20 protein-coding genes are annotated in these 23,107 nt (G+C 41.0%); 3 read left to right on the top strand and 17 right to left on the bottom strand.

Going from position 1 to position 23,107, the window contains the following annotated elements; translation table 11 throughout:
- Nucleotides 1-10: 10 nt before the first annotated feature.
- From DUT71_RS16230 to DUT71_RS16200, 7 genes are all read right to left on the bottom strand, one after another.
- Complete coding sequence (locus DUT71_RS16230) at nucleotides 11-541, bottom strand: YceI family protein (RefSeq protein WP_113663592.1); 531 nt, start codon at nucleotides 539-541, stop codon at nucleotides 11-13.
- A gap of 117 nt (nucleotides 542-658) precedes the next feature.
- Nucleotides 659-1,246: a Crp/Fnr family transcriptional regulator gene (locus DUT71_RS16225; protein ID WP_113663591.1), complete on the bottom strand. Its 588-nt coding sequence runs from the start codon at nucleotides 1,244-1,246 to the stop codon at nucleotides 659-661.
- The gene (locus tag DUT71_RS16220; RefSeq protein ID WP_113663590.1) at nucleotides 1,247-1,411 is read right to left on the bottom strand and encodes a FeoB-associated Cys-rich membrane protein; all 165 of its coding nucleotides are present in this window, start codon (nucleotides 1,409-1,411) and stop codon (nucleotides 1,247-1,249) included.
- 90 nt (nucleotides 1,412-1,501) lie between these two features.
- Nucleotides 1,502-2,062: a type 1 glutamine amidotransferase domain-containing protein gene (locus tag DUT71_RS16215; RefSeq protein ID WP_113663589.1), complete on the bottom strand. Its 561-nt coding sequence runs from the start codon at nucleotides 2,060-2,062 to the stop codon at nucleotides 1,502-1,504.
- A gap of 115 nt (nucleotides 2,063-2,177) precedes the next feature.
- Nucleotides 2,178-2,927 (bottom strand): glycosyltransferase family 2 protein, encoded by a 750-nt coding sequence (locus DUT71_RS16210; RefSeq protein WP_113663588.1) that lies wholly within the window; start codon nucleotides 2,925-2,927, stop codon nucleotides 2,178-2,180.
- Between the two features lie 260 nt (nucleotides 2,928-3,187).
- Nucleotides 3,188-3,484 (bottom strand): GIY-YIG nuclease family protein, encoded by a 297-nt coding sequence (locus tag DUT71_RS16205; RefSeq protein WP_113663587.1) that lies wholly within the window; start codon nucleotides 3,482-3,484, stop codon nucleotides 3,188-3,190.
- A gap of 428 nt (nucleotides 3,485-3,912) precedes the next feature.
- Nucleotides 3,913-5,196 carry a glycosyltransferase gene (locus DUT71_RS16200; protein ID WP_113663586.1) on the bottom strand — a complete coding sequence of 428 codons (1,284 nt, stop codon included), beginning with the start codon at nucleotides 5,194-5,196 and terminating at the stop codon, nucleotides 3,913-3,915.
- A 66-nt stretch (nucleotides 5,197-5,262) separates the two neighbouring features.
- Between DUT71_RS16200 and DUT71_RS16195 the strand changes: the two genes are divergently transcribed.
- The 3 genes from DUT71_RS16195 to DUT71_RS16185 all read left to right on the top strand — a co-directional run bounded on the left by DUT71_RS16195 (nucleotide 5,263) and on the right by DUT71_RS16185 (nucleotide 10,853).
- The gene (locus DUT71_RS16195) at nucleotides 5,263-8,439 is read left to right on the top strand and encodes a S41 family peptidase (protein ID WP_113663585.1); all 3,177 of its coding nucleotides are present in this window, start codon (nucleotides 5,263-5,265) and stop codon (nucleotides 8,437-8,439) included.
- A gap of 96 nt (nucleotides 8,440-8,535) precedes the next feature.
- On the top strand, nucleotides 8,536-9,288 hold the full coding sequence (locus DUT71_RS16190) for a class I SAM-dependent methyltransferase (RefSeq protein WP_113663584.1): 753 nt from the start codon (nucleotides 8,536-8,538) through the stop codon (nucleotides 9,286-9,288).
- Between the two features lie 14 nt (nucleotides 9,289-9,302).
- Nucleotides 9,303-10,853, top strand: coding sequence for a rhomboid family intramembrane serine protease (locus tag DUT71_RS16185; RefSeq protein ID WP_113663583.1), 1,551 nt, complete (start codon nucleotides 9,303-9,305; stop codon nucleotides 10,851-10,853).
- On the opposite strand, the gene DUT71_RS16180 is transcribed toward DUT71_RS16185, so the two are convergent.
- The 10 genes from DUT71_RS16180 to DUT71_RS16135 all read right to left on the bottom strand — a co-directional run bounded on the left by DUT71_RS16180 (nucleotide 10,842) and on the right by DUT71_RS16135 (nucleotide 23,003).
- Complete coding sequence (locus DUT71_RS16180) at nucleotides 10,842-12,299, bottom strand: alpha-L-fucosidase (RefSeq protein ID WP_113663582.1); 1,458 nt, start codon at nucleotides 12,297-12,299, stop codon at nucleotides 10,842-10,844. The two genes, DUT71_RS16185 and DUT71_RS16180, sit on opposite strands and share 12 nt — an antisense overlap.
- Nucleotides 12,300-12,619: 320 nt before the next feature.
- The gene (locus DUT71_RS16175; protein ID WP_113663581.1) at nucleotides 12,620-13,522 is read right to left on the bottom strand and encodes a glycosyltransferase; all 903 of its coding nucleotides are present in this window, start codon (nucleotides 13,520-13,522) and stop codon (nucleotides 12,620-12,622) included.
- Between the two features lie 26 nt (nucleotides 13,523-13,548).
- The gene (locus DUT71_RS16170; RefSeq protein WP_113663580.1) at nucleotides 13,549-14,196 is read right to left on the bottom strand and encodes a class I SAM-dependent methyltransferase; all 648 of its coding nucleotides are present in this window, start codon (nucleotides 14,194-14,196) and stop codon (nucleotides 13,549-13,551) included.
- Nucleotides 14,193-15,524, bottom strand: coding sequence for a flippase (locus DUT71_RS16165; RefSeq protein ID WP_113663579.1), 1,332 nt, complete (start codon nucleotides 15,522-15,524; stop codon nucleotides 14,193-14,195). Before DUT71_RS16165 ends, DUT71_RS16170 begins: the two co-directional genes overlap by 4 nt.
- Before the next feature lie 17 nt (nucleotides 15,525-15,541).
- The gene (locus DUT71_RS16160; RefSeq protein ID WP_113663578.1) at nucleotides 15,542-16,066 is read right to left on the bottom strand and encodes a DinB family protein; all 525 of its coding nucleotides are present in this window, start codon (nucleotides 16,064-16,066) and stop codon (nucleotides 15,542-15,544) included.
- Between the two features lie 15 nt (nucleotides 16,067-16,081).
- Nucleotides 16,082-17,086, bottom strand: coding sequence for a DUF4476 domain-containing protein (locus DUT71_RS16155; RefSeq protein ID WP_113663577.1), 1,005 nt, complete (start codon nucleotides 17,084-17,086; stop codon nucleotides 16,082-16,084).
- A 61-nt stretch (nucleotides 17,087-17,147) separates the two neighbouring features.
- A complete protein-coding gene (locus DUT71_RS16150; protein WP_113663576.1) occupies nucleotides 17,148-17,837 on the bottom strand; it encodes a YjjG family noncanonical pyrimidine nucleotidase in 690 nt (229 codons plus the stop codon).
- A 118-nt stretch (nucleotides 17,838-17,955) separates the two neighbouring features.
- A complete protein-coding gene (upp, locus tag DUT71_RS16145; RefSeq protein ID WP_113663575.1) occupies nucleotides 17,956-18,600 on the bottom strand; it encodes a uracil phosphoribosyltransferase in 645 nt (214 codons plus the stop codon).
- 32 nt (nucleotides 18,601-18,632) lie between these two features.
- The gene (locus tag DUT71_RS16140; RefSeq protein WP_113663574.1) at nucleotides 18,633-19,946 is read right to left on the bottom strand and encodes a polysaccharide deacetylase family protein; all 1,314 of its coding nucleotides are present in this window, start codon (nucleotides 19,944-19,946) and stop codon (nucleotides 18,633-18,635) included.
- 183 nt (nucleotides 19,947-20,129) lie between these two features.
- Nucleotides 20,130-23,003, bottom strand: coding sequence for a ligand-binding sensor domain-containing protein (locus DUT71_RS16135; RefSeq protein WP_113663573.1), 2,874 nt, complete (start codon nucleotides 23,001-23,003; stop codon nucleotides 20,130-20,132).
- Nucleotides 23,004-23,107 lie beyond the last annotated feature (104 nt).

The following is a 23,107-nucleotide window of genomic DNA, read 5'->3' as shown; positions in this document are numbered from 1 at the left end:
TATATTAAAACTAAGCTTGTTTTACAAACTGTAGCTCGCCTAAGATTTTTACTTCTTCGCTAACCATTACACCGCCAGTTTCTAAGGCAGCATTCCAGGTAAGACCAAATTCTGTACGGTTAATTTTACCGCTTAGGGTAAATCCAGCTTTGGTGTTTCCCCATGGATCGGTTGCAATACCTCCAAATTCGGCGTTCAATTTTACCGCTTTTGTTACGTCTTTAATGGTCAAATCACCTTTTACGGTATAATCATCGCCATCTTTCTCTACGCTGGTAGATTTGAAAGTAATTGCAGGGTATTTTTCAGCTTCAAAGAAATCACCACTTTTTAGGTGACCATCTCTATCGCCGTTACCTGTGTCAATAGAGTTGATGTCTCCTGAAAATGAAATCGCTGCATTGGTAAAATCGTCGCCGTCAGATTCTAATTCAGCTTGGAAAGATTTGATGCTACCAGTAACGGTAGTAATCATCAAGTGTTTTACCTTAAACTGTAGTTCGCTGTGGGTGGGGTCTAAAGCCCATTTTGTTGTTGCCATAATATTTTAATTTTTAGATTGTTAAATTTTATGCAACAAATTTACGGCGACAATGTTGGCCGGACATTGATGTATGTTAAGTAATTAGCTAATGATCAAATTGGAAAATTAGCTAATTTATTTGAAATGTTTTTTCGCAAGGTCTTTACGTACGCGGCTCAATGATTCGGGAGTAATGCCCAAATAGGAGGCAATCATCCACTGCGGAACCCTTAAAGTTAGGTTGGGGTAAAGTTTGATGAAGTCCAGATAGCGTTCTTCGGCGGTTGCGCTCAATAACATGTTAATGCGTTTTTGCATAAACCTGATGGAGTTATGCAACATCCGGATATTCAATTCTAAAATATGCGGAAGGAGTTTTTGAATATCAACGAAGAAATGGCTAGGTACAATAAGCACTTCGGTATTTTCTATGGCATCGATATAAAAAACAGATGGTTCGTTAAAAACAGAACTGTTCCGATCTGAAAGCAGCCAGTTTTCCGGAGCGAATTGTATGATGTGCTCTTTGCCTTTCTCGTCAATAGAAAAATAACGTAACAAACCTTCGTTAATGAAATAGTTGTCTGACCTTAAATCGCCAGGACTTAATAAAATCGCTCCTTTTTTAATGGTTTTGGTCTTCAAACAGCTCGTAGCTTCCTTGGCTTGCTCATCGGTAATGGCAAGTCGCTCTTTTAAATAGGCCTGGAATTTTTCTAACATCTACTTGGTGTTGGTGTCAGGTATTTTACTGAAATCAGCCCCACATTTGCCACAGCCTGTTGCGCATGAACCTTTTTTAGGGGTAATGCTACGATAAATGACCCTGCCCACATAAATCAGGGCAGCAACAAAAAGCGCAATCATCAAGATAAACTGAATATCCATGCTTACAAAGTTAGGATTATTTGATACTCGCAGTTCAGTATAATGTAAAATTTGGTTTTGAACGCTAAAGTCCAAAACCAAAACCAGGTATTAAGCGTGTTGCTTTTCGTGAATGCCCTCGGCAAATTCCTCCACCATTTTATCATTAAAGGCGGGCAAGTCTTGCGGACTACGGCTGGTTACCAAACCTTGGTCCACCACTACTTCTTCATCTACCCAAGTTGCCCCGGCATTTACCAAATCCTTTTTGATGGATTTGTAGGAAGTCATTTTTCTGCCTTCTACTACTTCAGCATTGATCAGGGTTTGTGGCCCGTGGCATATTGCCGCTACAGGCTTCCCTTTTCTGAAAAAATCTTTCACAAAGGCTACGGCATTATCATTGGCTCTTAACGCATCAGGATTGATCACGCCACCAGGCAATACCAGTCCATCAAAATCATTTACGTTTACTTCCTCTACCGCATTGTCCACTTCAATCTCTTTGCTCCATTGGTGGTCTTTCATTCCTTTAATAACACCTTTTTTGCTGGAAATGATGCGTACGCTGGCGCCTTCTTCTTTTAGCCTATTTAGTGGTTCAAACAATTCAGATTCTTCGAAGCCATTCTCTGATAGGATGGCGATGTTTTTATTGCTCAACTTTCCCATTTTCTTTATGTATTTAATAAAACAATCTTATTTAATACAAGAAGTTTGGAAGGATTGTTTTTAGAAAACTAGAATTGCCATTTGGCGAGATAGGATCGAAACAATAAATACGGTTTTAATCATTGGTCCGTCTATGTTTTAGAAAATAGAATACCAGGTTAAAAGCAATTACAATATGATTAATGAGGTTTGAAAAGAAACCATAATAATGGCTAAAAATATGGAAGCGTTCTTTTAAACTTTCGCGATGCTTTTTCTTGCTCATGCCGCCCACTAAGTATTTGGCAACGTATAAATGGGTATTGACAATGCTGGAGGCCTTTTTGGCGATTTTAATGATCCAATCAATATCTGCACTGTACTTGTACTGCAAGTTGTAAGGTTCTGTTAGGCTACGTTTGATGTAAATGGCCTGATGACTGATGCTCATTCCATATTTGAAGCTTTCCCAAGTGAAATGCTCAGGTGCTTGATGCCTACGCCTGCCTAAACTGTTCCAATTTTCGTCGTACATCTCAGTTTCGCCGTAATAAATATCAGCGTTGGGAGCAGAGGCAAAAATCTTTTCAACGGTTTCTGGTTCATAAATTTCATCGCCTGAGTTCATGAACAACACGTAATCGCCCGTGGCTATTGCTAGGCCTTTGTTCATGGCATCGTAAATACCTTTGTCTTTTTCCGAAATCAGTGTTGCGATACTGTCTTCGTATTTCTTGATGACTTCCAAGGTGCCATCATTAGAGGCGCCGTCGATCACAATGTATTCTATATTGGGATAAGTTTGGTTCAGGATGGAAAGCATGGTGCGTTCAATGTCCTTTACATTGTTGTACACGATGGTGATGATAGACAGTTTGGGAAGCATGGTACAAGTTTAAGGATTTAGTCCGTTATTTTGAGTGTGGATTTTTGGTTGAAGTTTCTTTTTTAAGAAGGCAGGACCAAGCTGTTTTTTGCAATGACGGGAATAGGTGCGTCATTGCAAGGAGGTACGACGAAGCAATCTCTGCATATTAACGCTTTCGTGTTTTGTTGATTAGCTAGGTTGGAGACTGCTTCGTTCCTCGCAGTGACGGGAATAGGTGCGTCATTGCGAGGAACGAAGCAATCTCTATCGGATAATGATTAAATATTTATCTCATCGTATAAATCTTTCCATTGAGGATTTAAACTTTCTATCAATTTTATTTTGGCTAGTCTGCTACCTGCTTTAATACGTTTTTCCGCATCGATGGCTTCTTCGATGGTGGGATAGAAACAATAATAAACTAATTTTTCACAGTTATATTTTGAGGTGAAACTATTTGGATAAACATGATTTTTATGCTGCCAGATTCTATAAGCAATATCAGAAGTTACTCCCGTATATAAAACGGCGTTAGATTTATTGGTTAAGATGTAAACTAGCCCACCTCTTTCCATGTTTTTTTATTGATTAAATTGATTTTGCAGCCTTTTCTTCTAATAGGTTATAGATTGCTTCGTTCCTCGCAATGACGCACCTATTCTCGTCACTGCGAGGCACGAAACAATCCCTATTGGACAATGCCATAATATTTGTTTGGCTGTCACGAATTATTAAGATACTAAATTAGTGCTTTTTCAATATTTTTTGTCAATTGCTTAGGTCGGAGACTGCTTCGTCGTACCTCCTCGCAGTGACGAGAATAGGTGCTTCATTGCGAGGCACAAGCAATCTCTGTATATTAACGCTTTCGTGTTTTGTTGATTAGCTAGGTTGGAGACTGCTTCGTCGTACCTCCTCGCAGTGACGGGAATAGCAACGTCATTGCGAGGAGGTACGACGAAGCAATCTATATTAGTTATTTTTGGTTTAACTCACTTTCCACTTATTTCGGCATGTCATCCAGCAACTTTAAATAAAGCAAGGCATGTTGTTCGGCAATTACAGGCGGAGCAAAAGTGCTCAGCACCGTTCTGCGAGCTTCCTTTTGGATTTCCTCCTTTTGCTCATGCAGAAATAGCCATTCGATACCATCCGCCAGGTCAGAAGCATCTTCATATTTAGCTAAATAGCCATTTTGGAGGTGTTTCACCATATCGGGAATACCACCAGTGGTAAAAGCAATCACAGGTGTAGCGCAGGCCAAACTTTCCATCACGGTGTTGGGTAGGTTGTCTTCCAGAGAAGGAGTGATGAAAGCATCAGCTGCAGCATAGCATTTAGCTAGATGTTCATCCTTATTGATGGTTCCCAAAAAGGTGGTTTTGAAAGGGAACTTAGGAATATTTTCTTCGTTCTTATTACCAAAAATAACCAGTTCTATTTGCTCGTTAGGGATTTCTGGTCGACGGGAAAGTTCAAACAGGGCATCAATAAGGTATTGAGTGCCTTTATGCTTATCATTTTTAGAGGGCATAAAGCCGCTCATCAGTACAAATTTTTCAGGGGCTATCTTAAGGATTTTCTTGGCTTCGGCCTTTACGTAAGGTTTAAAAACATCCACCTCAATGGTATTTGGAATCACCGAAGTATGTCTTAATCCCAATAAACTACTTTCTTTTACCGATTGGGCCATCCATCTACTTGGAGCCACCACATGGAAATTTACTTCCGAGTAAGCTTTCTGTTTGCGTTTCCACGTTTGGTGGGAAATGTCTTTCGGCCCACTCATTTTCAGCAAGGGGCAATTGCCGCATTGCCTGTGAAAATTTTCACAACTGTAACGCACGTGACATCCACCTGTAAAAGCATTACTGTCATGGAAAGTCCAAACAATAGGTTTTTCCAGTTCATCAAGCTGCGCTAAAAATTTAGGGCTTAAAAAGCCGTGATTAATCCAGTGGATGTGAATAACATCAGCCTCTTTTACCAGCTTATTTTTAAGAACGCTTTTGCCAAACCACTGTAAGGAAAAAGGCGTTTTTACCTCTTTTTTTGAAAATAATTTGGCCAAGTATCGTTCGGCCATGATGTTAAAAACGGCCTTGGCTTTAGCAAAAGGACTTTTGCTTAAATTGTAGATGCCCGGATTGTTGCCAAATTGATAATAGACCAATACCTTCGAATCAATACCTGCTTGGTTCAGCGCATCGCTTAAACGTAAACACGCCCTACCAGCGCCGCCGTTGCCATCGTATGTGTTGAGGTGTACTACTTTCAAAGCAATCAAAAATACATTTTATTGTTTAGGTTTGTAAAACCGTTACTCAAATTAACTAAACTTATCATTATAAAAATGAAGAATAAAAACCTATTCAGCAAGCTTGCGTTCGCATTTTTGTCGTTACCGTTAATGGTAAAAGCCCAAAACCAAACTTATTTTGCCAGTTGTCCAGCCTTATCTCCAGACGCACAAACCGTGGTATTTAGTTACGATGGCGATATTTGGAAAGTGCCCGTTAAAGGTGGCTTAGCCTCAAGAATTACCGCGATGCAGGGCGATGAAATCAATCCTAAAATCTCGCCAGATGGCAAGTGGTTGGCTTTTTCGTCCAATCAATATGGCAATTTTGACGTTTATGTAATGCCAATGACCGGTGGCGAAATCAAACAGTTAACCTTTAATGATGGTACCGATGAAGTGGATAACTGGAGCTGGGACTCGAAAACCATTTATTTTACTTCTAGCCGTTATAACAACTTTTCGAGCTATAAGGTAGGCATCAACGGCGGTACTGCGGTACGTTTGTTTGAAAACTATTTTAATACTACGCACCATATTGCCGAGGCTCCAGATGGCAGCTTGTTTTTTAGCGATACTTGGGAAAGCAGGAACTTTGCTAACCGCAAGCGCTACAAAGGTGCTTTTAATCCTGATATCCAATCGTACAATCCTAAAACCAAAACGTATAAACGTTACACCGATTATATTGGCAAAGACTTTTGGACTTCTGTTGACCAAAAAGGGAATATCTACTTTGTTTCGGACGAAGCCAATGAGGAGTACAACCTTTACACTTTTGTAGGTGGTAAAAAAACAGCACTTACCAAGTTTGATACTTCTATTAAACGCCCATTTGTAGCGGCTAATGGCAATACCGTTGTTTTTGAGAAAGACTATCAGTTGTATGTGTATGACGTAGCTTCTAAAAAAGCTGAAAAAATCAATATCAGTTCTTTTAGAAATCAAGTGCTGACCAAAGAACAAGAGTATGAGGTAAAAGCCAATATCTTCAATTTCGATGTATCGCCAGATGGTAAAAAAATGGCTTTCATTTCACGAGGAGAGTTGTTTGTGAGTGATGTAGATGGAAAGTTTATCCGCCAGATTAGCAATAGCGGTGAGCGTGCGATGGAACTGAAATGGTTGGCAGATAACAAAACCATCCTTTTCAATCAAACCGTTAATGGTTACCAAAACTGGTTTACGGTAGTTGGTGATGGAAAATCGGCCCCAAAACAACTGACCAATGACAAGGCAAATAATAGGGCCATTGCTTTTAACAAAAGCAAAACCCAGGCGGTTTATTTAAGCGGGAGGAATGAATTGCGGTTGATGGACCTGAAAACCTTACAAAGCAAAACAGTGCTAAAGGATGAGTTCTGGGCTATCCAGGAATCTTCGCCTAGCTTCTCGCCAAATGAGCAATACTTGCTTTTTACGGTCTACCGTAATTTTGAGCAGGACATTTTGGTGCATGATCTTAAGGCCAACCAAACCACTAATTTAACCAATACAGGCGTAACCGAGTCCAGTCCAATTTGGTCGCCAGACGGAAAATACATCTATTTTACCAGTAACCGCACCAAGCCTTCTTATCCTTTCGGGATGCAAGATGCGCATGTGTATCGTATGGCATTGGATTACTACGATGCACCTTACCGTGCCGATAAGTTTGATGAGCTGTTCAAGGAAAATCCACCAGCAGCTCCAAAAGAAACTGCACCAACAAAGGATGCCAAAAAAACTGCCGATACTGCGAAGAAGAAAGCAGAGACTAAGCCAACAGCAAAACTGATTACCATTAACACTGACCGTATTTTAGACAGGATAGAGTTGGTAAGCCCGGCTTTTGGCACCCAATATTTAACGGAAGTTTTAGCCAAGGGCGATAAAACCTATGTGTTTTACACTTCAAGCCACGAAGGAATGCCGATGAGCACCTATAGAACGGTTATTGAACCTTTTGAAAACAACAAAACAGAAAAGGTAGCACCTGGCGGTTTTGGCATTGCCGAAGCTGCGGGCAAGCACTTTGTATTGGCTAGGGGAGTGCTTAATAAGTACAACATCGACATGAACAAACTGGATGCGATGGACTATAGCTACAAATTCAGCAAAAATTTGAATGCCGAGTTTAACCAGATGTTTTATGAAACATGGGTAGGTTTGGACGAAAACTTTTACGATGATGATTTTCATGGGGTTGATTGGCCGAAAATGAAAACTCGCTATGCGGCCTATTTGCCATACGTGAACAACCGTTCAGACTTACGTATTTTGTTAAATGACATGCTGGGCGAACTCAATTCTTCCCACATGGGCTTTAACAGCTTTGGCGCCGAGGAACGTAAAAACATGAACTATTTTACCAATGAAACAGGAATCATCTTTAATAATGAAAAACCTTATCAGGTAGATAGGATTGTAGCCAAAAGTAGTGCGGCATTGCTGGGAGGTAAAGTTGCCAGCGGCGATATTCTGACGCATGTAAACGGCGTAAAAGTTGATGAAGCAATGGACAGGGACTACTATTTCAGCAAGCCCTCTATTGATAGGGAAATGAACCTGACTTTCTCCCGTAATGGCAAGCCTGTAAATGTAAACGTACACCCGCAAAACACCGCAAGCTTAAAATCGAATTTGTACGACGAATGGATTGCCAATAATCGCAAAAATGTAGACAACTGGGGCAAAAACCGTATCGCTTATTCGTACATGAAAAACATGGGCGCCGGCGAACTGCAAACCTTTTTGTTGGATATGGTAGAACAGGAAAATAACAAGGATGCAATTATCTTAGATTTACGATATAACACTGGCGGAAATGTTCACGACGAAGTATTGCGCTTTTTATCGCAACGCCCGTACCTAAAATGGAAATATCGTGGTGGTAAGCTAACTACCCAAAGTAATTTCGGCCCTGCCGTAAAACCTATTGTGTTGTTAATTAACGAGCAATCTTTAAGTGATGCCGAGATGACCGCTGCTGGATTTAAGCAATTGAAGCTGGGCAAAATCATCGGTACAGAAACCTATCGTTGGATCATTTTTACCTCTGCTAAGGGCTTGGTTGATGGGTCTTCTTATCGCTTACCATCATGGGGCTGCTATACCATGGATGGAAAGAATTTAGAGAAAGAAGGTGTTGCACCAGATATTACGGTGAAAAACACTTTCGAGGATAGATTGGCAGGTAGAGACCCTCAATTGGAAAGAGCCGTGGCCGAAATCATGAAAGAACTGAAATAATATCCAAACACTAAAAAACTTACGAAGTTTTTAACAATAATGCACTTGAAAACTACAGGCAATTAAAGTTAAACTTCGTAAGTTTACTGCTACAAAATGGCAAACTTACTTACCGACAGAGATTTTTGGGTGAAATATTGGGAAAGCAAAACAGATCTTGCCGTAACCATCCCAGAAAATTATTTATTCCATCAGCAGCTAAAGGAAATCGTTAAACGAAATCAGGTGAAAACTGCCATCGAGCTTGGCGGCTTCCCGGGATATTACGCTGTTTTTTTAAAAAAGTATTTGAAGCTGGATGTTACTTTGCTCGATTACTTTGTACATGAGCCTATTACGCATCAACTTTTACAAGCTAACGGGCTAGGTAAAGACGATATTCACATCATTGAGACCGACTTATTTAATTATGAGCCAGCACAGCGATATGATTTGGTGTTAAGCTGCGGATTGATTGAGCATTTTAACGATACCGAGGACATTATCCGCAGGCACATATCATTTTTAAACCCAGGAGGGACCCTCTTTATTACCCTGCCCAATTTTAAGGCGGTTAATGGTTGGTTCCAAAAAAACTTTGATAAGGAAAATTACGATAAGCATAACATCAACTGCATGGATCCTCAGCTGTTAAAGCAGATCGTAGAAAATGCAGGGCTCAAAGTTTTAAAAGCCAATTATTTTGGTAAATTTAGTATTTGGTTAGAGAACGAGAAGGAAAAATCAGCGGCAGTAAGAATCTTTAAGAAAACCTCTTGGTTGGTTGGCAAGGTTTTTACCAAGATATTTCCCTTTGATTCGAGGCAATTATCGCCTTACATCGTAATCGAAGCCAAAAAAGCAGACTAAAAAAATTAAGGCTCATGAGTATCAGTTGGGGATATTCTCCCAAGGTTGAAAAATTTATTCCCTTAGCTGATTTTCCATCAGATAAGTATTTGATTATTGTTAAACAGGCTTTCGAAAATCTCGGTTGGAAGTTGAGCCATGTCTCCGAATCGGGTATTATTGCCTATACCCCACTTTCATTTCAGTCTTACAGCGAAGAAGTAACCGTGCGTATTCACGGCAACTTTGCCGTGGTGAAGAGCGAATGTGTGGGCATGCAACTGCTGTTTAATGATTATGGGAAAAACGAAGCCAATTTAGAAAAGCTGTTTCACGAATTTGAGTATGTACAGTACCATTTGAGTGAGCAATGGGAAGAACAGGTGCGTGCTTTTCATGAATTTGCTGAACAACAAGACGACCACTATTTTGAAAAGGCACCTTTAGCGGTAAAGGATAAAATCAAGAACATTTTTTACCTGTTTGTTCCCAGAAAGGGATATGTTGCTGCGCCAATTCTTTTGCTGTTTAATATATGCTGTTTCCTCGCTTGGATTGCGCTGCTAGTTGCTGCGCCCATGTTTTTGGCAGCCCGGCAAGTACCGCCAGAGGAAATCACCAATATATTCATGAAGCTTAGCTCACTGGGCTCACTCAACAGAAAACTGGTGCTGGAAGGGGATTATTGGCGCTTAATTAGCTATCAGTTTTTACATGGTTCGTTCAGGCATCTTTTTTTCAACATGTATGCCTTTGTTTATTTGGGGCTGATGTTGGAAAATAAGATTGGTTGGAAGAACTTTTTGCTGATTTACCTATTAAGTGGCATTTGTGCCGGTTTAACCAGCATTGCCTACCATGAGGATATTTATACCGTAGGTGCATCAGGCGCTATTATGGGGCTTTTTGGCGCCATGATGGCTTTATTGCTGAACAAATTTTTTGAGAGGAATGCGAACAAGGCTTTATTGGTGAGCACCGTTTTTGTACTGGGCATTATGTTAATGAACGGCAGCATCAGTGAAAGAGTTGATAACGCCTGCCACCTGGGTGGTTTGATTTCTGGCTTTGTGATTACTTACCTCTTGGTTTTCGATCATCGATGGGAGGTGAAGAAAGTTTATCCTGCCATAAAATATGCAGTGGTAATAGTGGTTTTTGGAGCATTTAGTTATGTCGTTTTAGCTTTTACTACGGTTTATCAGCATGAGGAATTTTTAAAATTAAAAAAGCAATTTGACATCAATGCGTTTGTTTTTAATAGAGTACTGTGGATGAAGGCCGACTATTCTAGAGACCAAAAGATTCAATATGTTAATTTGTTTGGAATTAGGCCCAGCAAAGCAAATTTGGAAGTGGTAGAAAAAATGGGGAAGCTCAAACTGAATGATCATTTCACCCTCGATAGAAAACTAAGGACAGCAATTGCCAAGGAAACCTACGAAGCCGCAGAACTTTTGATGAAAGATGTTAAAAGCGGTCATCAATACAAGAAAGCGGTGTCCGAAAAAATTACCAACCTCATGAAAATGCAGGCTAAGTTTAGGGATAGTTTGGGGCGCATCTCATCGCCTTTACCCCAATAAAAAGAGACCTATTTCGCTCAATGTAATAGCGGCTGGGCACTTGTTGATCTTTACTCGTATCAACCGCGAGGAGACAGGCTTGTCTAATTTAATTAAACGCTTAGCGCCAATGCTTTCTCCTTGTGCTATTTGCTGCCACTTGCCGTCTATCATTGCTTCAATGTGATACTGTTCAATCCGTTGGCCCAGTGGAATATATTCCTGAAGGCTGATAATGTCAAAAGTGATTGGCGTTTTAAAACTCAGGGAAATGGTGGCACTTTTTACATCATCGTTTGTTGCCCAATAGGTACTCTTATTGTTGTCTTTTAGATGGCTAGTTTTAAAATTTGAACCTCTGATGTTGCTAGCTATTATGGTTGCTTTAGTGGCTAAATTATTTGAAAAGGTTTTGGTGAGCCTAGTTCCGAATTTATTTAGGGCAGCCACATCATCCTCATGTAAAATACCTCTTTGATCAGGAGCAAGTCCCAAATCTAAACCTGCGCCTCTGCCCACACTTTTCAAATACAAATCAAAGAGTTCTTCGGGAGTTTTGGGCCGCTCATTGGCGTGGAAAAACCAGCCTTTTCTTAATGGTACATCACATTCGGCGGGCATCCAATATTTTCCATTTCTGATCCCCGTTGGGCTTTGGGGATAATTCGCCTGGCCTGGTACGGCAACATTTTTTCCCTGTGGCGGCATAGGCGTAAAAGTAGCCCAGCTAGTTGCCGCTGCAATACCTTTTTCATTGCCTACCCAACGTACATCAGGGCCAACGTCGCTAAAAATATTTGCGCTGGGTTGTAGCTTTCTGGTAATTTTCCAAGTGTTTTCCCAATCGTAATAAGTGGTGTTGTCAATTGCACGGTTTTCCTTAGCGCCTCCATAGTAGCCATCGCCACCATTGGCGCCATCATGCCAGCTCATAAAAAGAGGGCCATAATTGGTGTAAAGTTCTCTGAGTTGTTCCTGATAAATTGGGAGGTATTTTTCCGTACCATAATATGGGTTGTTTCGGTCCCAGGGCGAACAATAAACCCCAAATTTAAGCCCATGTTTTCTGGCTGCGGTTTCAAACTCCTTTACCATATCGGCTTTGCCATTTTTATAAGGACTTTTAGAGATATTATAAGAAGTAGTTTTAGTGGGCCACAACGCAAAACCGTCATGGTGCTTAGCTACCAAAATAATGGCTCTTAAACCTCCGGCTTTTGCTGCCAGAACAATCTGTTCAGCATTAAATTCCCTCGGATTAAATTTCAAAGGGTCAGCATCGCCGTATCCCCATTCCTTGTCTTCAAAAGTTGTAGGGGTGAAGTGTATTAAGCCATAAAGTTCAACGTTATGCCATGCTAATTGTCGCGCAGAAGGTATGGCACCATGAGGTTTAGGAGTTGTGTTTTGTGCAAATAAGGTAGTACAAAACACCAAATTCAGGTAGGCGAAAGTAAGCAGTTTCATGAGAGATTATTTTCGGTTAGGTAATTTTAAGGCAAATCGGGGGAAACGGCAGGTTATGTTATCCCTAAGATAGTAAAAGAGTAACTAAAATTTCTAGAGAAGGGCTTAATGAAGTTGGTGATGATTTATTTGTCCCAAGTTTTTGCTAATGTTGTTATTTGGCTTTTAAGGCCGATGCTGAACTAAATTCAGCATGACGGGACGTTGATTTAGCGTTACCCTGACCTGTAGCGAAGCGGAAAGCTACAGTAAATTTAGTTCGGGGTCAGCCTACATGAACAATAGTTAAACAACTATAAGCTAATGGTATAATATTCAGGTTATTTAATCAATTTTTCTCTAACGTAGCGTTTAATCCTGGTCCACAGGCTACCTTTTCTGCCCGCCAGGAAATTTTTAATGGCTGTGTAGGCTTTTTTGTCTTCTGCAATTTGTGTTGGGAAAACAGTAATTGGTTTAGGGTTGATGATGACGTTGTAGATATCGTTAATGCCCGAGTGTACGCCTGTGCCATCGTGACCAATATTGTTCACTAGAGATTGAGATGGGTTCAAGGTTAATCCTCCTTTTAGAAAGATAGAGGCATACCAGCGAATGGCCCAGGAGTTGTTTCTGCCACGTTTAAAATCCTGCATCTGTTTCCAGAAATTCATGGTGCCATCTATCGAAAACTCGTGAATTTTACGTGCATTAAATTGGGTTAGTAAGGTATCGATATTAGGTTCGAAATGTTGCCAAGCCCTTTGCCAAGTTGCCCAACCCCAGCTGGTAGCTGCTCTGTAAAAGAAACTTTCAGGCAGGTTTTCTTCTTTTAAATGATACATATAAGCCCCAATGTGCATCACTTGATCTTCATTTCTGTAAATATTGAGGGCTTCGTTAAAATACGTTAGGGTATGTGGCGAAGTAATCAGGTCATCTTCAAAAACAATCACCTGCCCATAATTTTGATTGAGCATAGTAACCCCTTCAATGATGGAATTGGCCAAGCCCTTGTTGGTTTTGCTTTCCACCACCTTTACTGATTTAAAACCTTCTATGGTTTTGATGAAGGTTCTTACTTCGTTTACTTTTTCCTCATCGTTTGGCGTTTTCGGCCCATCAGAGAAGATATATAAACGGCTATCGGCTGCCAGCTTATTCTGTTGTAAAAACTTTACGGTACGCTCGGTATGCTGCGGACGGTTGTAAACAAATAAAGCGATAGGGGCCAGATTTTGCATAAATCAAATTAATTCTACTTTTAGGCTTATATAGCTAAACAGTTGGATGCTTTGTAAAAAACAGAAGTTGCTTTATTATAAAACAATCCAGGAGAAATACCGGAGAAAGACAGCTCCTTAAAACCTTCTGCTTTTAAAAATGTTCTTGCTTCTTCGTAAACTTCACGTTCCGAATCGTCTAAAACCAATACACCATTTTCGGTTAGCGCACTGATGCTATGCTTGCAACAGTTTACCCGGTCTCTACCATCTACAATAATCACCTCAAACTTTTCGCCCAGTAGTTTGGCCTTTTGGCTGTATTCTCCGTTGGTTTCCAGTTTGGTGAAGATCATTTCGGCGTTTGGCGCCTTCTGGTTCACAATTTTTTGGTACCAAGCCTCGTCGTGCTCTACAGAAACTACTCGTTTTACATGCTTCGCATAAAATAAAGTGGAGTTGCCAGAGCCATATTCAAATACCGATAGGTTTTTGTTCAATCTGTCTTTGATAAAATCGATGAACGAATAGGTTACCCAGGGAATAGGTTGGTTGTGCGCATCTACCGCTTGGCGGTTGTCAAAAGCCGTAAACCATCCAATGCTGGCTAAATAGCCTTTGTGGCCATAGGACAAAAGGGCAGCCAAACGCTTTGGTTTGGATAGAAGTGTTGCTAGTGCTTTTAGTTTGTTCAACGTTTAAAAATTTTCTGAAATAAAGAAACCAAAAATAATGATTTTAACATCATTAAACCTTGTCGATGTGTTTTTGGGATAGCCAGGATGAAGAATGTTGCCACAAAATAGGCCGCAAGTGTAGCAATTGCGGCGCCCATAATCCCAAATTTTGGGATGAGATAAATATTCAGTGCGATATTTACCGCCGCTCCAACGCCAGTTCTAATTAACGAAATTTTGGTGTAGCCCTCTGCAATGAGATATTGGCCGCTTGCCGAGCCCAGAAATACAAAAATTCCGGCCCATACGTGCACGGAAAGTACATGTGCGCCGCTCCAAAATTCTTCTTTATAAATTATCCGATAAGCCAAAGGCGATATAAAAGTGGTGACGATGGCAATACTTAAGCTCATCCAAACCATGAGGTCATACAGGTTTTGCAGCCTCTTTTGATATCTTTCTTGATCATCACGTTTGGCATTCATAATTGCCGGGAAAACCGATGTAACAATGGCCACGGGGATAAAATACCAACTCTCACTTAGTTGGACAACAGTGGAGTAGATGCCCAGTTGTCCGGAACCCAGATAATTGTCTACCATGAGTTGGTCTATTTTCATGTATAACGACACAAGGATAGCCGAAAATGCCAAAGGCCAAGAATTGGAAAGCAGGTGTTTGGCGATACTTTTTTCGTATTTCCATTTGAACAAACTACCAGCCCTTTTGCGATAAAAATACAAATAGCCAAAAGCCAAAATGACGGTATCGAAAAATATGGCCCAAATGAACCAAATCAATGCAGCATGGTTTAAAATCAATAGCAATTTGACCAGGGCAGAAATGATATTGCCAAATATTTGTGTGAACGTAACGTATTTGGCCTGTACCGTAGCTTGGAAATAACTATCGGTAATGTAAAAAGCTTGTGTAATACCGCTTAAGCCAATAATGAGGATGTAACTTAATGGCGTTTGTGTGGGCGTAAAAAAGTGTTGGTTAACGAGGTAGCCGATATAGATCAGCGGCATAGCTAACAGGCCGCCAATTATTTTCAAACGTAGTGCGGTCCCTAAAAGTTCGTTCTTTTTTTCGGGGTGTTTTAGCAATTCCCTTGTGGTAAAACCATCTAAACCTAAGGCCGCCGCAGCTATGAAAAAGGCGATGAAGGCTTGGGGATAATTTAATAAGCCATTTTGGTCTTTGCCCAGGTAATTGGCAATGGCAAATCCAACCACAACTTTGATCAGCAAACTGCCAACACGAGCAAGGATTAGCCAGCCTGTATTTTTAAAATACTTGTGCAGGGCATCTGGGTCAAAGCCTTTAATGTGTGGCAACTTCATTGCTCAAAGATGCAAATTTAGCTTTGTTGCTTAAAACTATTTTCGATACGTTTCAATTGTGCCAGGTGATGCTTAAGGTGTATCTCGATAAAACGAAGCCAGTGTTTGGCATTCAAATAACCTATGATGGGATGTTTAACCTTAATTTTTGGATTGGCATTTTTGATTTTTGGATGCGCCAAAGCCAGCTGTAGCTCAAAATCGGTAATGAACTGTTGTGCAGCTGCGGGGGTAATTTTTTTCACTCTCTCGGCCATTTTAGGCGGAGCTTTGTATTTTTTGCCCGGTGGCAACATGCCTAGCCATAAAATGAACTTTACCACTGGGGCTGTGGGCTTAATTTGTCCATTTCCCTTAATGCAGTTGTTCATCGCTAGCAGCGACAGCAAACTCGAATCGAAAATATGTGCATATACCTCGCTATAGCTCCATCCGCCCATGGGCGGTTCTTGCTGAAAATCAGCTGGCCCAAAACGGTGGAGCATCTGTTGATAGGCATCAACGGTTTTCAAGATAGATTGATATACTTTTTCGATCCTCATTCAGTTAATCTAGTGCTATTTCTGGTTGTTAATGAAATCCAATAACGCTTGTTTGTTACTTAGAAATCTAAATTTATCCGCAACGGTATAATAATTCTCTTTGTCAAAGGTAATCCTGAATGCCCATTTGGCAAAATCCAAACCTTTGTCTTCAAAACTAAAGCAAGCAATCAGTTCTTTCACCTGCTCGCTGGTAAGTTTTATATTTATTAACGCAACTTTGGCCAATTCAGTTTTATGGTCGTCAAAAGCTTCACTCTTAAATTGTTTATAAAAGGCGGCAAAATCAGCTTGCGACATTGGCCTGTTGCGGTTTTGCCCGGTCTTTTGCCCATCCAAAAATTTCATGAATTCGTCTTTGGTGCTCATAAAAGTAAAGGCATCCTTAAGTAAATAAAATTGATGCGGATCCGATATATATTGGAATTCCTGTTTGGCTAGAAGTAGCTTGCTGTCGTCCTTAAAAAACAGAGGGAAAAGTTGTGCAATTTGTTTGGTGCTAAGCGCCGTATAGTTGGAGTAGGCACTAATCACTTTCAGCTTCTGGTCGTCAAAAGCTTCTTGTTTTACACGGGCAACTAATGCATCAAAATCATTGCGGTTTTGTGGAGATGTTGGTCTATCTGGAGGAACTATTCCCGTGTTGTAAGCTCCGGCATACTCGTCAAAATCATCCAAGGCATACACATTGTTTCGGTAGATGTTTAGTTCTTTGATAAGGCTTAAACCTCCTCTCCTTGAAAAATTGAAGATAAGCCTTGTATTGGGAACGGCAGTAATTTCTCTCGAAAAGATCTTTTCTGAGCCCGCAAGAATAGTGAGTACGGGGCGGGTATTGTAAACGTCATAGAAACGAAATCTTCCGCTGGCTGAGCCAATCAACTCCTCGTCTAAATAAACTTTAAAGTTGCCGCGGTCGGCAATTTGGATAAAAACTTCGGCTTTGCCGCGGTTCCTTTGCGCAAAGCTTAGGTTAATGGCCAGCAATGCCATTAAACTCAGTAGGATTAACTTCTTCATGTGAATTCATTTGTGTGTGATTGCCTAATGCCAAAATTAATCCAATAAATGTTAAGGGAAGTTAAAAATGGTTGAGCAGTTCCTCCAAATGATGGATTTGCTGTGCTACATCATTAGGTTTCTCGGCTTTAAGTGGGTTAAAGAAGATAGCTTTCATGCCAAAATTTTGTGCGCCATAAACGTCTGCTTCCAGGCTATCGCCAATCATGATGCTTTCGTGCTTTTCGGCTTGCGCTAAATTTAGGGCATATTCGAAGATGGCTTGGTCTGGTTTGTTGACACCTACATCCTCAGAAATGACCACGTTTTTAAAATAGGGATTGAGGTTGGAAACCTTCATTTTGGTAAGTACGGCTTCTTTAAAACCATTGGAAATGATGTGCAAGGGATATTTTTGTTGCAAATAACCAAGCACCTTTTCCGCGCTTTCAAAAAGATTGGTTTTGGTGGGGCCTAGTCGCACATAATCTTTCTCAAAATTTTCGGGAACAAGGTCGGCACTTACGCCAAGGTCGATAAATGTTTTTCTAAATCTTTCTTCCCTTAAGGCCTGTTTAGTGATTTTACCAACGTGGTATTGTGCCCAAAGTTGGTGGTTATTTACGGTGTAAGTACTGATGAAATCTTCTGCCGAGGCGAGCCCGAGTTCTTGGAGCTTGTAGGCGTCATATAGCTCTAATAAAGTTTCATGAGCGTTGCGGTCAAAATCCCAAATGGTATGGTCAAGGTCAAAGAAAATGTGCTTAATCATGTATCGAAGTTTGAGCGCAAAGTTACGAATTATAAATAAGCCACTAGTTTGGTTTTAGGCTGCTACCGGTTCATCATCCCTGTATTGATATTCGTTTTAGATGTTTAAAAGGAATGTTTTACTGCTTTATCCCGTAAGCCAAATCGCCAGCATCACCTAAACCGGGTACAATGTAGCTTTTGCTGGTCATTTCACTGTCAATGGCGCCCAGCCACAAACTTGCTTTGGGTAAATTTGCTCTTACATGGGCCACGCCTTCGGTACTGGCAATGGCGGCAACAATATGCAGTTTTTCAATTTTGTAGGAATTGATGAGTTCTTTGGCACAAAGCACGATGCTTAAGCCTGTGGCCAACATGGGGTCGGCCAATATCACGGTTTTACCTTCCAAATCAGGTGCCGAAATATGTTCCATTTGAATTACGAAATCGCCGTTTTTCTTCGTTTTGCGATAAGCGGTGATAAATGCAGATTCCGCTTGGTCAAAAACACTCAACATGCCTTGGTGCATAGGGATGCCTGCCCGCAAAATAGTAGCCAAAACCGGGTGCTGTTCTAATACTTGGCTTTTGGCGATACCTAGTGGCGTTTGGGTCTCTATTTCCTTGTATTTTAAGGTTCGGCTTATTTCGTAGGCAAAAAACGCACCTAAGCGCTCCATGTTTTTGCGGAAACGCATGGCGTCTTTTTGTACCCGTTCGTCTCTTAACTCGGCAATAAAGGTATTGGCAATGCAGTTGTTTTTGCTCAGGTCGTATATCATGTGATAAATATAACCAAATACCCCCTAAATTGTTACGGGTTTTTGGAGAATGCCAGCATTTTTTCATACACCTGTTTCCAGCCTTTCCAATGTCCTGTTTCCGAAAGGCTTTCGTTGTGCCACAAGCTATAAAAGATGCCATCCACAATCTTCACGCTTTCTATGAGCTCTATAACCAGTTGTATTGCGTGCTTGGGGTTCATTTTCAGGTATTTGCGTAAGGTGCTGTCCATTACTGCAAAAGGATGAACTTTGAGATGGGATTGCTTGTCGAGCTGCAAATCGTACCAAAAAAAGGGAGTACAAGTTCCTGCTCTAAAGCCTACCTGGGAGGCGTAGCCCATGGTATAATCGTGGTTAATGCCTACTTTGATGAGTTGTAGATAGGTTTTGGGCAGATGCAGCTTAAGGTAATGTTGCCTGGAGCTGTCAATCCCTTTGTGTAAAATCGATTCCAGCTGTTCCTTTTCTTCTCTCAACTTAATTACGTTGCTGTTAGAGGCATAAGAGGGATGTATGCCAATTTTAGCTTGCTTGGCAGTGTTTTCAATCAGCTGTTGTAGCAATGCGTCATTGGGATGGATATTTACGTCGTGTGTCCGGTCGCCTTTGTAGGAGAGTAGGAAAAAAAAGATAGGATTAAGTCCGTATTGTTGGTGTATTTGGTGGAGGAATTGATAAGTATCAAAAGGGTCCTTTTGCCTACCCAATCCGGTGCGGATAATATTGCCAAATTTTTCGGCATCGCCTTTGGCCAGCGCTCTCACCAAACGGGCGGCGTTTTTAATGATGCCGCTCGATTTGAAATGGTAAGCTCGGTCAATGTCAATCGTTGGGATAAATTCAAACTTTCTGCTCCCGAAATGCAATTTCGAAAGCTTATTGATCAGCAGGTTTTTTAAGATAATTCCCCAGTGGTCAATTACGGGGATTTTTAAAAGGCCCAGCTGAAACTGCAAGCTCAGCTTGGCGGGAAATCTTAGGTGCTCATCGGGCTCAAAAGGGAGATATTCTTCATACCTGCTCAAGAAATAGAATGATGCCGCAAAAATATCGAAGGGCAAGGCGCTTCCTTTAACGGCAAAAGGTACTCGCTCGTTTCCAAAGTCGGTAATATCGATTTTTAAAGGTTCGATGTTGTTTTTGGAAAGCAGGCCATGGGCCTTAAAAAAAAGTTCGTTGGCCAAAGGGCTTTCTGCGTAGGTAAACTTGGGACCGTTGTAATCCGTAAACTGTTGTGCTACGCTGGTAAAATCGAAATCGCAACGCAAAACCTCCCTAAAAATGAAATTGAAAATGTATTTGGTACGTGGGCTAACCTGCGGAGAGTAAATGAGCAATTGCATACTTACTAAGATAGCGAATTAGCAATTTTAAATGGAAATTTTAAGAGGTTTTTTGTTTAGGGATCCATATTTATGCAGTACAGGCATTAGATGGGGCCTGCCGAAACGTTTGTTGGAAAGTGCAATTGCGCAGCTCAAGCCTAAAAAATAATCGCTCAGCATGATAATTAACCTAGCGGGTTCTTAAAAAGCATTGAAAAACTCAAACAAGTTCACACTTCCGTTGATGTTCAGCTTTTTCCTTAAGCGATACCGGCCAATTTCCACGCCACGTGGCGAAATTTTCATCAATTTAGCAATTTCCTTGGTAGAAAGGTTCATCTTAAGGTAAGCGGAAAGGCGTAACTCATTGCTGCTAATAGATGGATAGGCGTCTTTCAAATGCTTCAGGAAATCAACGTGCACCTTGTCGAAATGAACGGTGAACTGTTCCCAACTTTCGTCCGATTTTTCTTCGGCGTTGAGCAGCCTGATGATTTTGTTGAAATCGGCAGCCTGCGTATCGTCCTTAAGCTCCTTTTTCAGTTTAAAAAGCTCTGTTTTAATTTTCGACATGAGGTCTGCCTTTTGCACCAAGTGCATGGTGTTGGAAGCAAGTTCCGAGTTTTTGGTTTCTATTTCCAGTTCAAGTTTCTCGTTTTTTAACTTGATGATTTCCTTGTCTGATTTGTCCATTTCTAATTGGTGCATATATTTCACATGCTCTTGTTCCCTTTGAAAGGCAATGCGCTGAGCCGTAATTTTACGCTGCTGCCTTTTGTAAACAAGGTAAATGATCCCGAGGAAAATCAACACATATGCAATATAGGCTACAATGCTTTGGTACCAAGGTGGTAAAATGGTAAACTCATAAGTAGCCACGGGCGATTCATTACCCAAATTGTCCTGCGTTTTAACCATAAAAGTATAATGGCCAGCAGGCAGGTTGGTGTAGTCCTTTTCGGTTTTTTTGTCCAAGGCCGACCAATCTTCATCAAAACCTTTTAGGTAGCAAGTGTAAAATGTATTGGCCTTGTTTTTGGTAAAGGTTGAAGAATATTCGAAATGGAAAGAATTAAGGCTGTGCGGTATGCGATGTTTGATTTTTTGGCTGGTGTTTGCGTTTACGTCGCCAAAATAGCCGCCAAACAATAGACTATCTTTTTTGCCCGATGCTTTGACCAGGCTAATGCGGACCTGCTGCTTCCCATATCTGCCCAAGTATTTCTCAAAATTAAGATGATAGAACCCTTTCTGGGCCCCAATGATAATGTTGTTTTTATCGATGCAGTTAATGTGCTCAAACCCGCCCAGTGTTTTGCCGTTGAGCTCGGGAATATAAAGCAATCTGTAGTTTTTGCCATCAAATTGGGCTACGCCTAGTTTCTTTTCTTCAATAAACCAAATGTTGCCCTGAGGGTCTTCTTTAAGGTAGCGCACATACCGTTCACCAAAAATGGGGGTGAAAAAGTTAGAGGGTTCAAAGCGGTCTGATTTTGGGTTGTACTCATAAATACCTTTTTCCGTACCTACAGCGATACGGTTTTTAACACGGTAAATGTGATTGTTAAAGGTAGAGGGCAAACCCTTTTGATTGGTGTAAAGCGATACGCCAGTAGTTTTCAATCCCGATAGGGCAATTTTGTAAACCCCTTTGTAGGGATGTGACACCCAAATGTTGTTGCCCTCGGGAATGACAAAACGAGCAGATTCGCTAAAATTTTCGATATTGCCGATAACCTTAAATTGATTATCCTGGTAGCTGAATATCGAAATGCCATTGTAGTTTCCCGATAGGATTAATGGATTGGAAGAGCCAGCTGTAGGAAAATCTACAAAGTTCCAATAGCCTTTTCCAGTGGCAATGGGTATCGCTTGGTTGTTCAGCTCCTCAAAAGCACCTTCGTGCCTGCCCAACAGTAGTTTGTTGTGCAGTACATTCGTTCCCCAGGCTTGGCCCCCAGCATTGGCAATAGGCGTAAAATTGGCTTGCGCCAAACTAATGTCAGCGTTTTGCGCTAGCGGAAGTTTATAAATTCCATTAGATAGGCCCACGTAAAGGTTGTTTTGGTAGATGATGGAAGTGTGCCCGCCGGCGTTATCAAAAATGGGCGGGTTGATATGTTTAAGCGCATTACCGCTGGCAATAAAACTTATGCCATCGGCAAGGCCCAGCCATATATTATTGTTATTGTCCTTAAATAGGCTTAATACCGAATTGTTTTGAAGACTAGAGCTTTTGGACAGATGGTATAGCTGTTTGCCGTTTTTCTCCATGAGAAAAAAGCCGTTGTTTAAGGTTGCAATGGCAAGGGTACTTTCGTTCACACGGCAGGTATTGGTGATATTGGGAATGGTTGAAGCTTCTTTTATCGGGTTCATTTCACCAGCACTGATCACTTGCAGCCCGTGTGATAAGGAGCTAACCAATATGCTCCCATTTTCATATTGGCACATAGAACTGATGGTGAACGAAGCCGAAACAGGTGTTTTGAGCAGTGGGACCCAGCTGTTGCCAACTAATTTCACCAGGCCTTTGGCTTTATCGTGTGCAATGATTTCGTTGTTGGCCATTCCAAGGTATAGCCATTTAGAGGCTGTACCGAAAACGGTGATTTTATTGTCCTGCCATCTGAATATGGCATTTTCAGTTCTAAAAAAAACAGCTTTTCCTGCGTACTGGATATTCCAGATGTCTGCAAATGAGCTATAGCTTTTGGGGATTTTTGGCTTTAAACTATTGAATGTGAGCTTACCGTTATCGTCGGGCGCAAAATAGCCAAAGTCACCTTGGCCACCTGCATATATTTTATGGTCGGCTGCAATTTTGATTGACCTTACAATGGTTTTATTAGGCAGCGGGTAAATTTTCCATCTACTGCCATCAAAAGTTAGGAGGCCTTCGTCATTGGCAAAATAGAGCACGCCATTCTTATCTTGTTGGATATCCCAGTTGTGGGTACCCCCGCCATAGGTGGTATTATCGTAGTTAAAAATATCGGGCATCCCTATGGGATTTTGCGCAAAACCCAATAAGCAATGGAACAAAAACAGAAGAAGTAATATTTGGCGTTTCATTAACAAACTTAAAAATAGATAAAATCTGTGTTTCTTCAAATGTTGTAGGTGAAAACCTTTTTATTGATGCTTTTTAAGCGGTTTTGATGTAGTTTTGATGGGGC

This window comes from Pedobacter nanyangensis, from assembly GCF_003313505.1.
In the GTDB taxonomy this organism is placed as follows: Bacteria; Bacteroidota; Bacteroidia; order Sphingobacteriales; family Sphingobacteriaceae; genus Pedobacter; species Pedobacter nanyangensis.
Note: the sequence above shows the minus strand (reverse complement) of the source record. Positions and strands in the feature narration are given on the sequence as shown.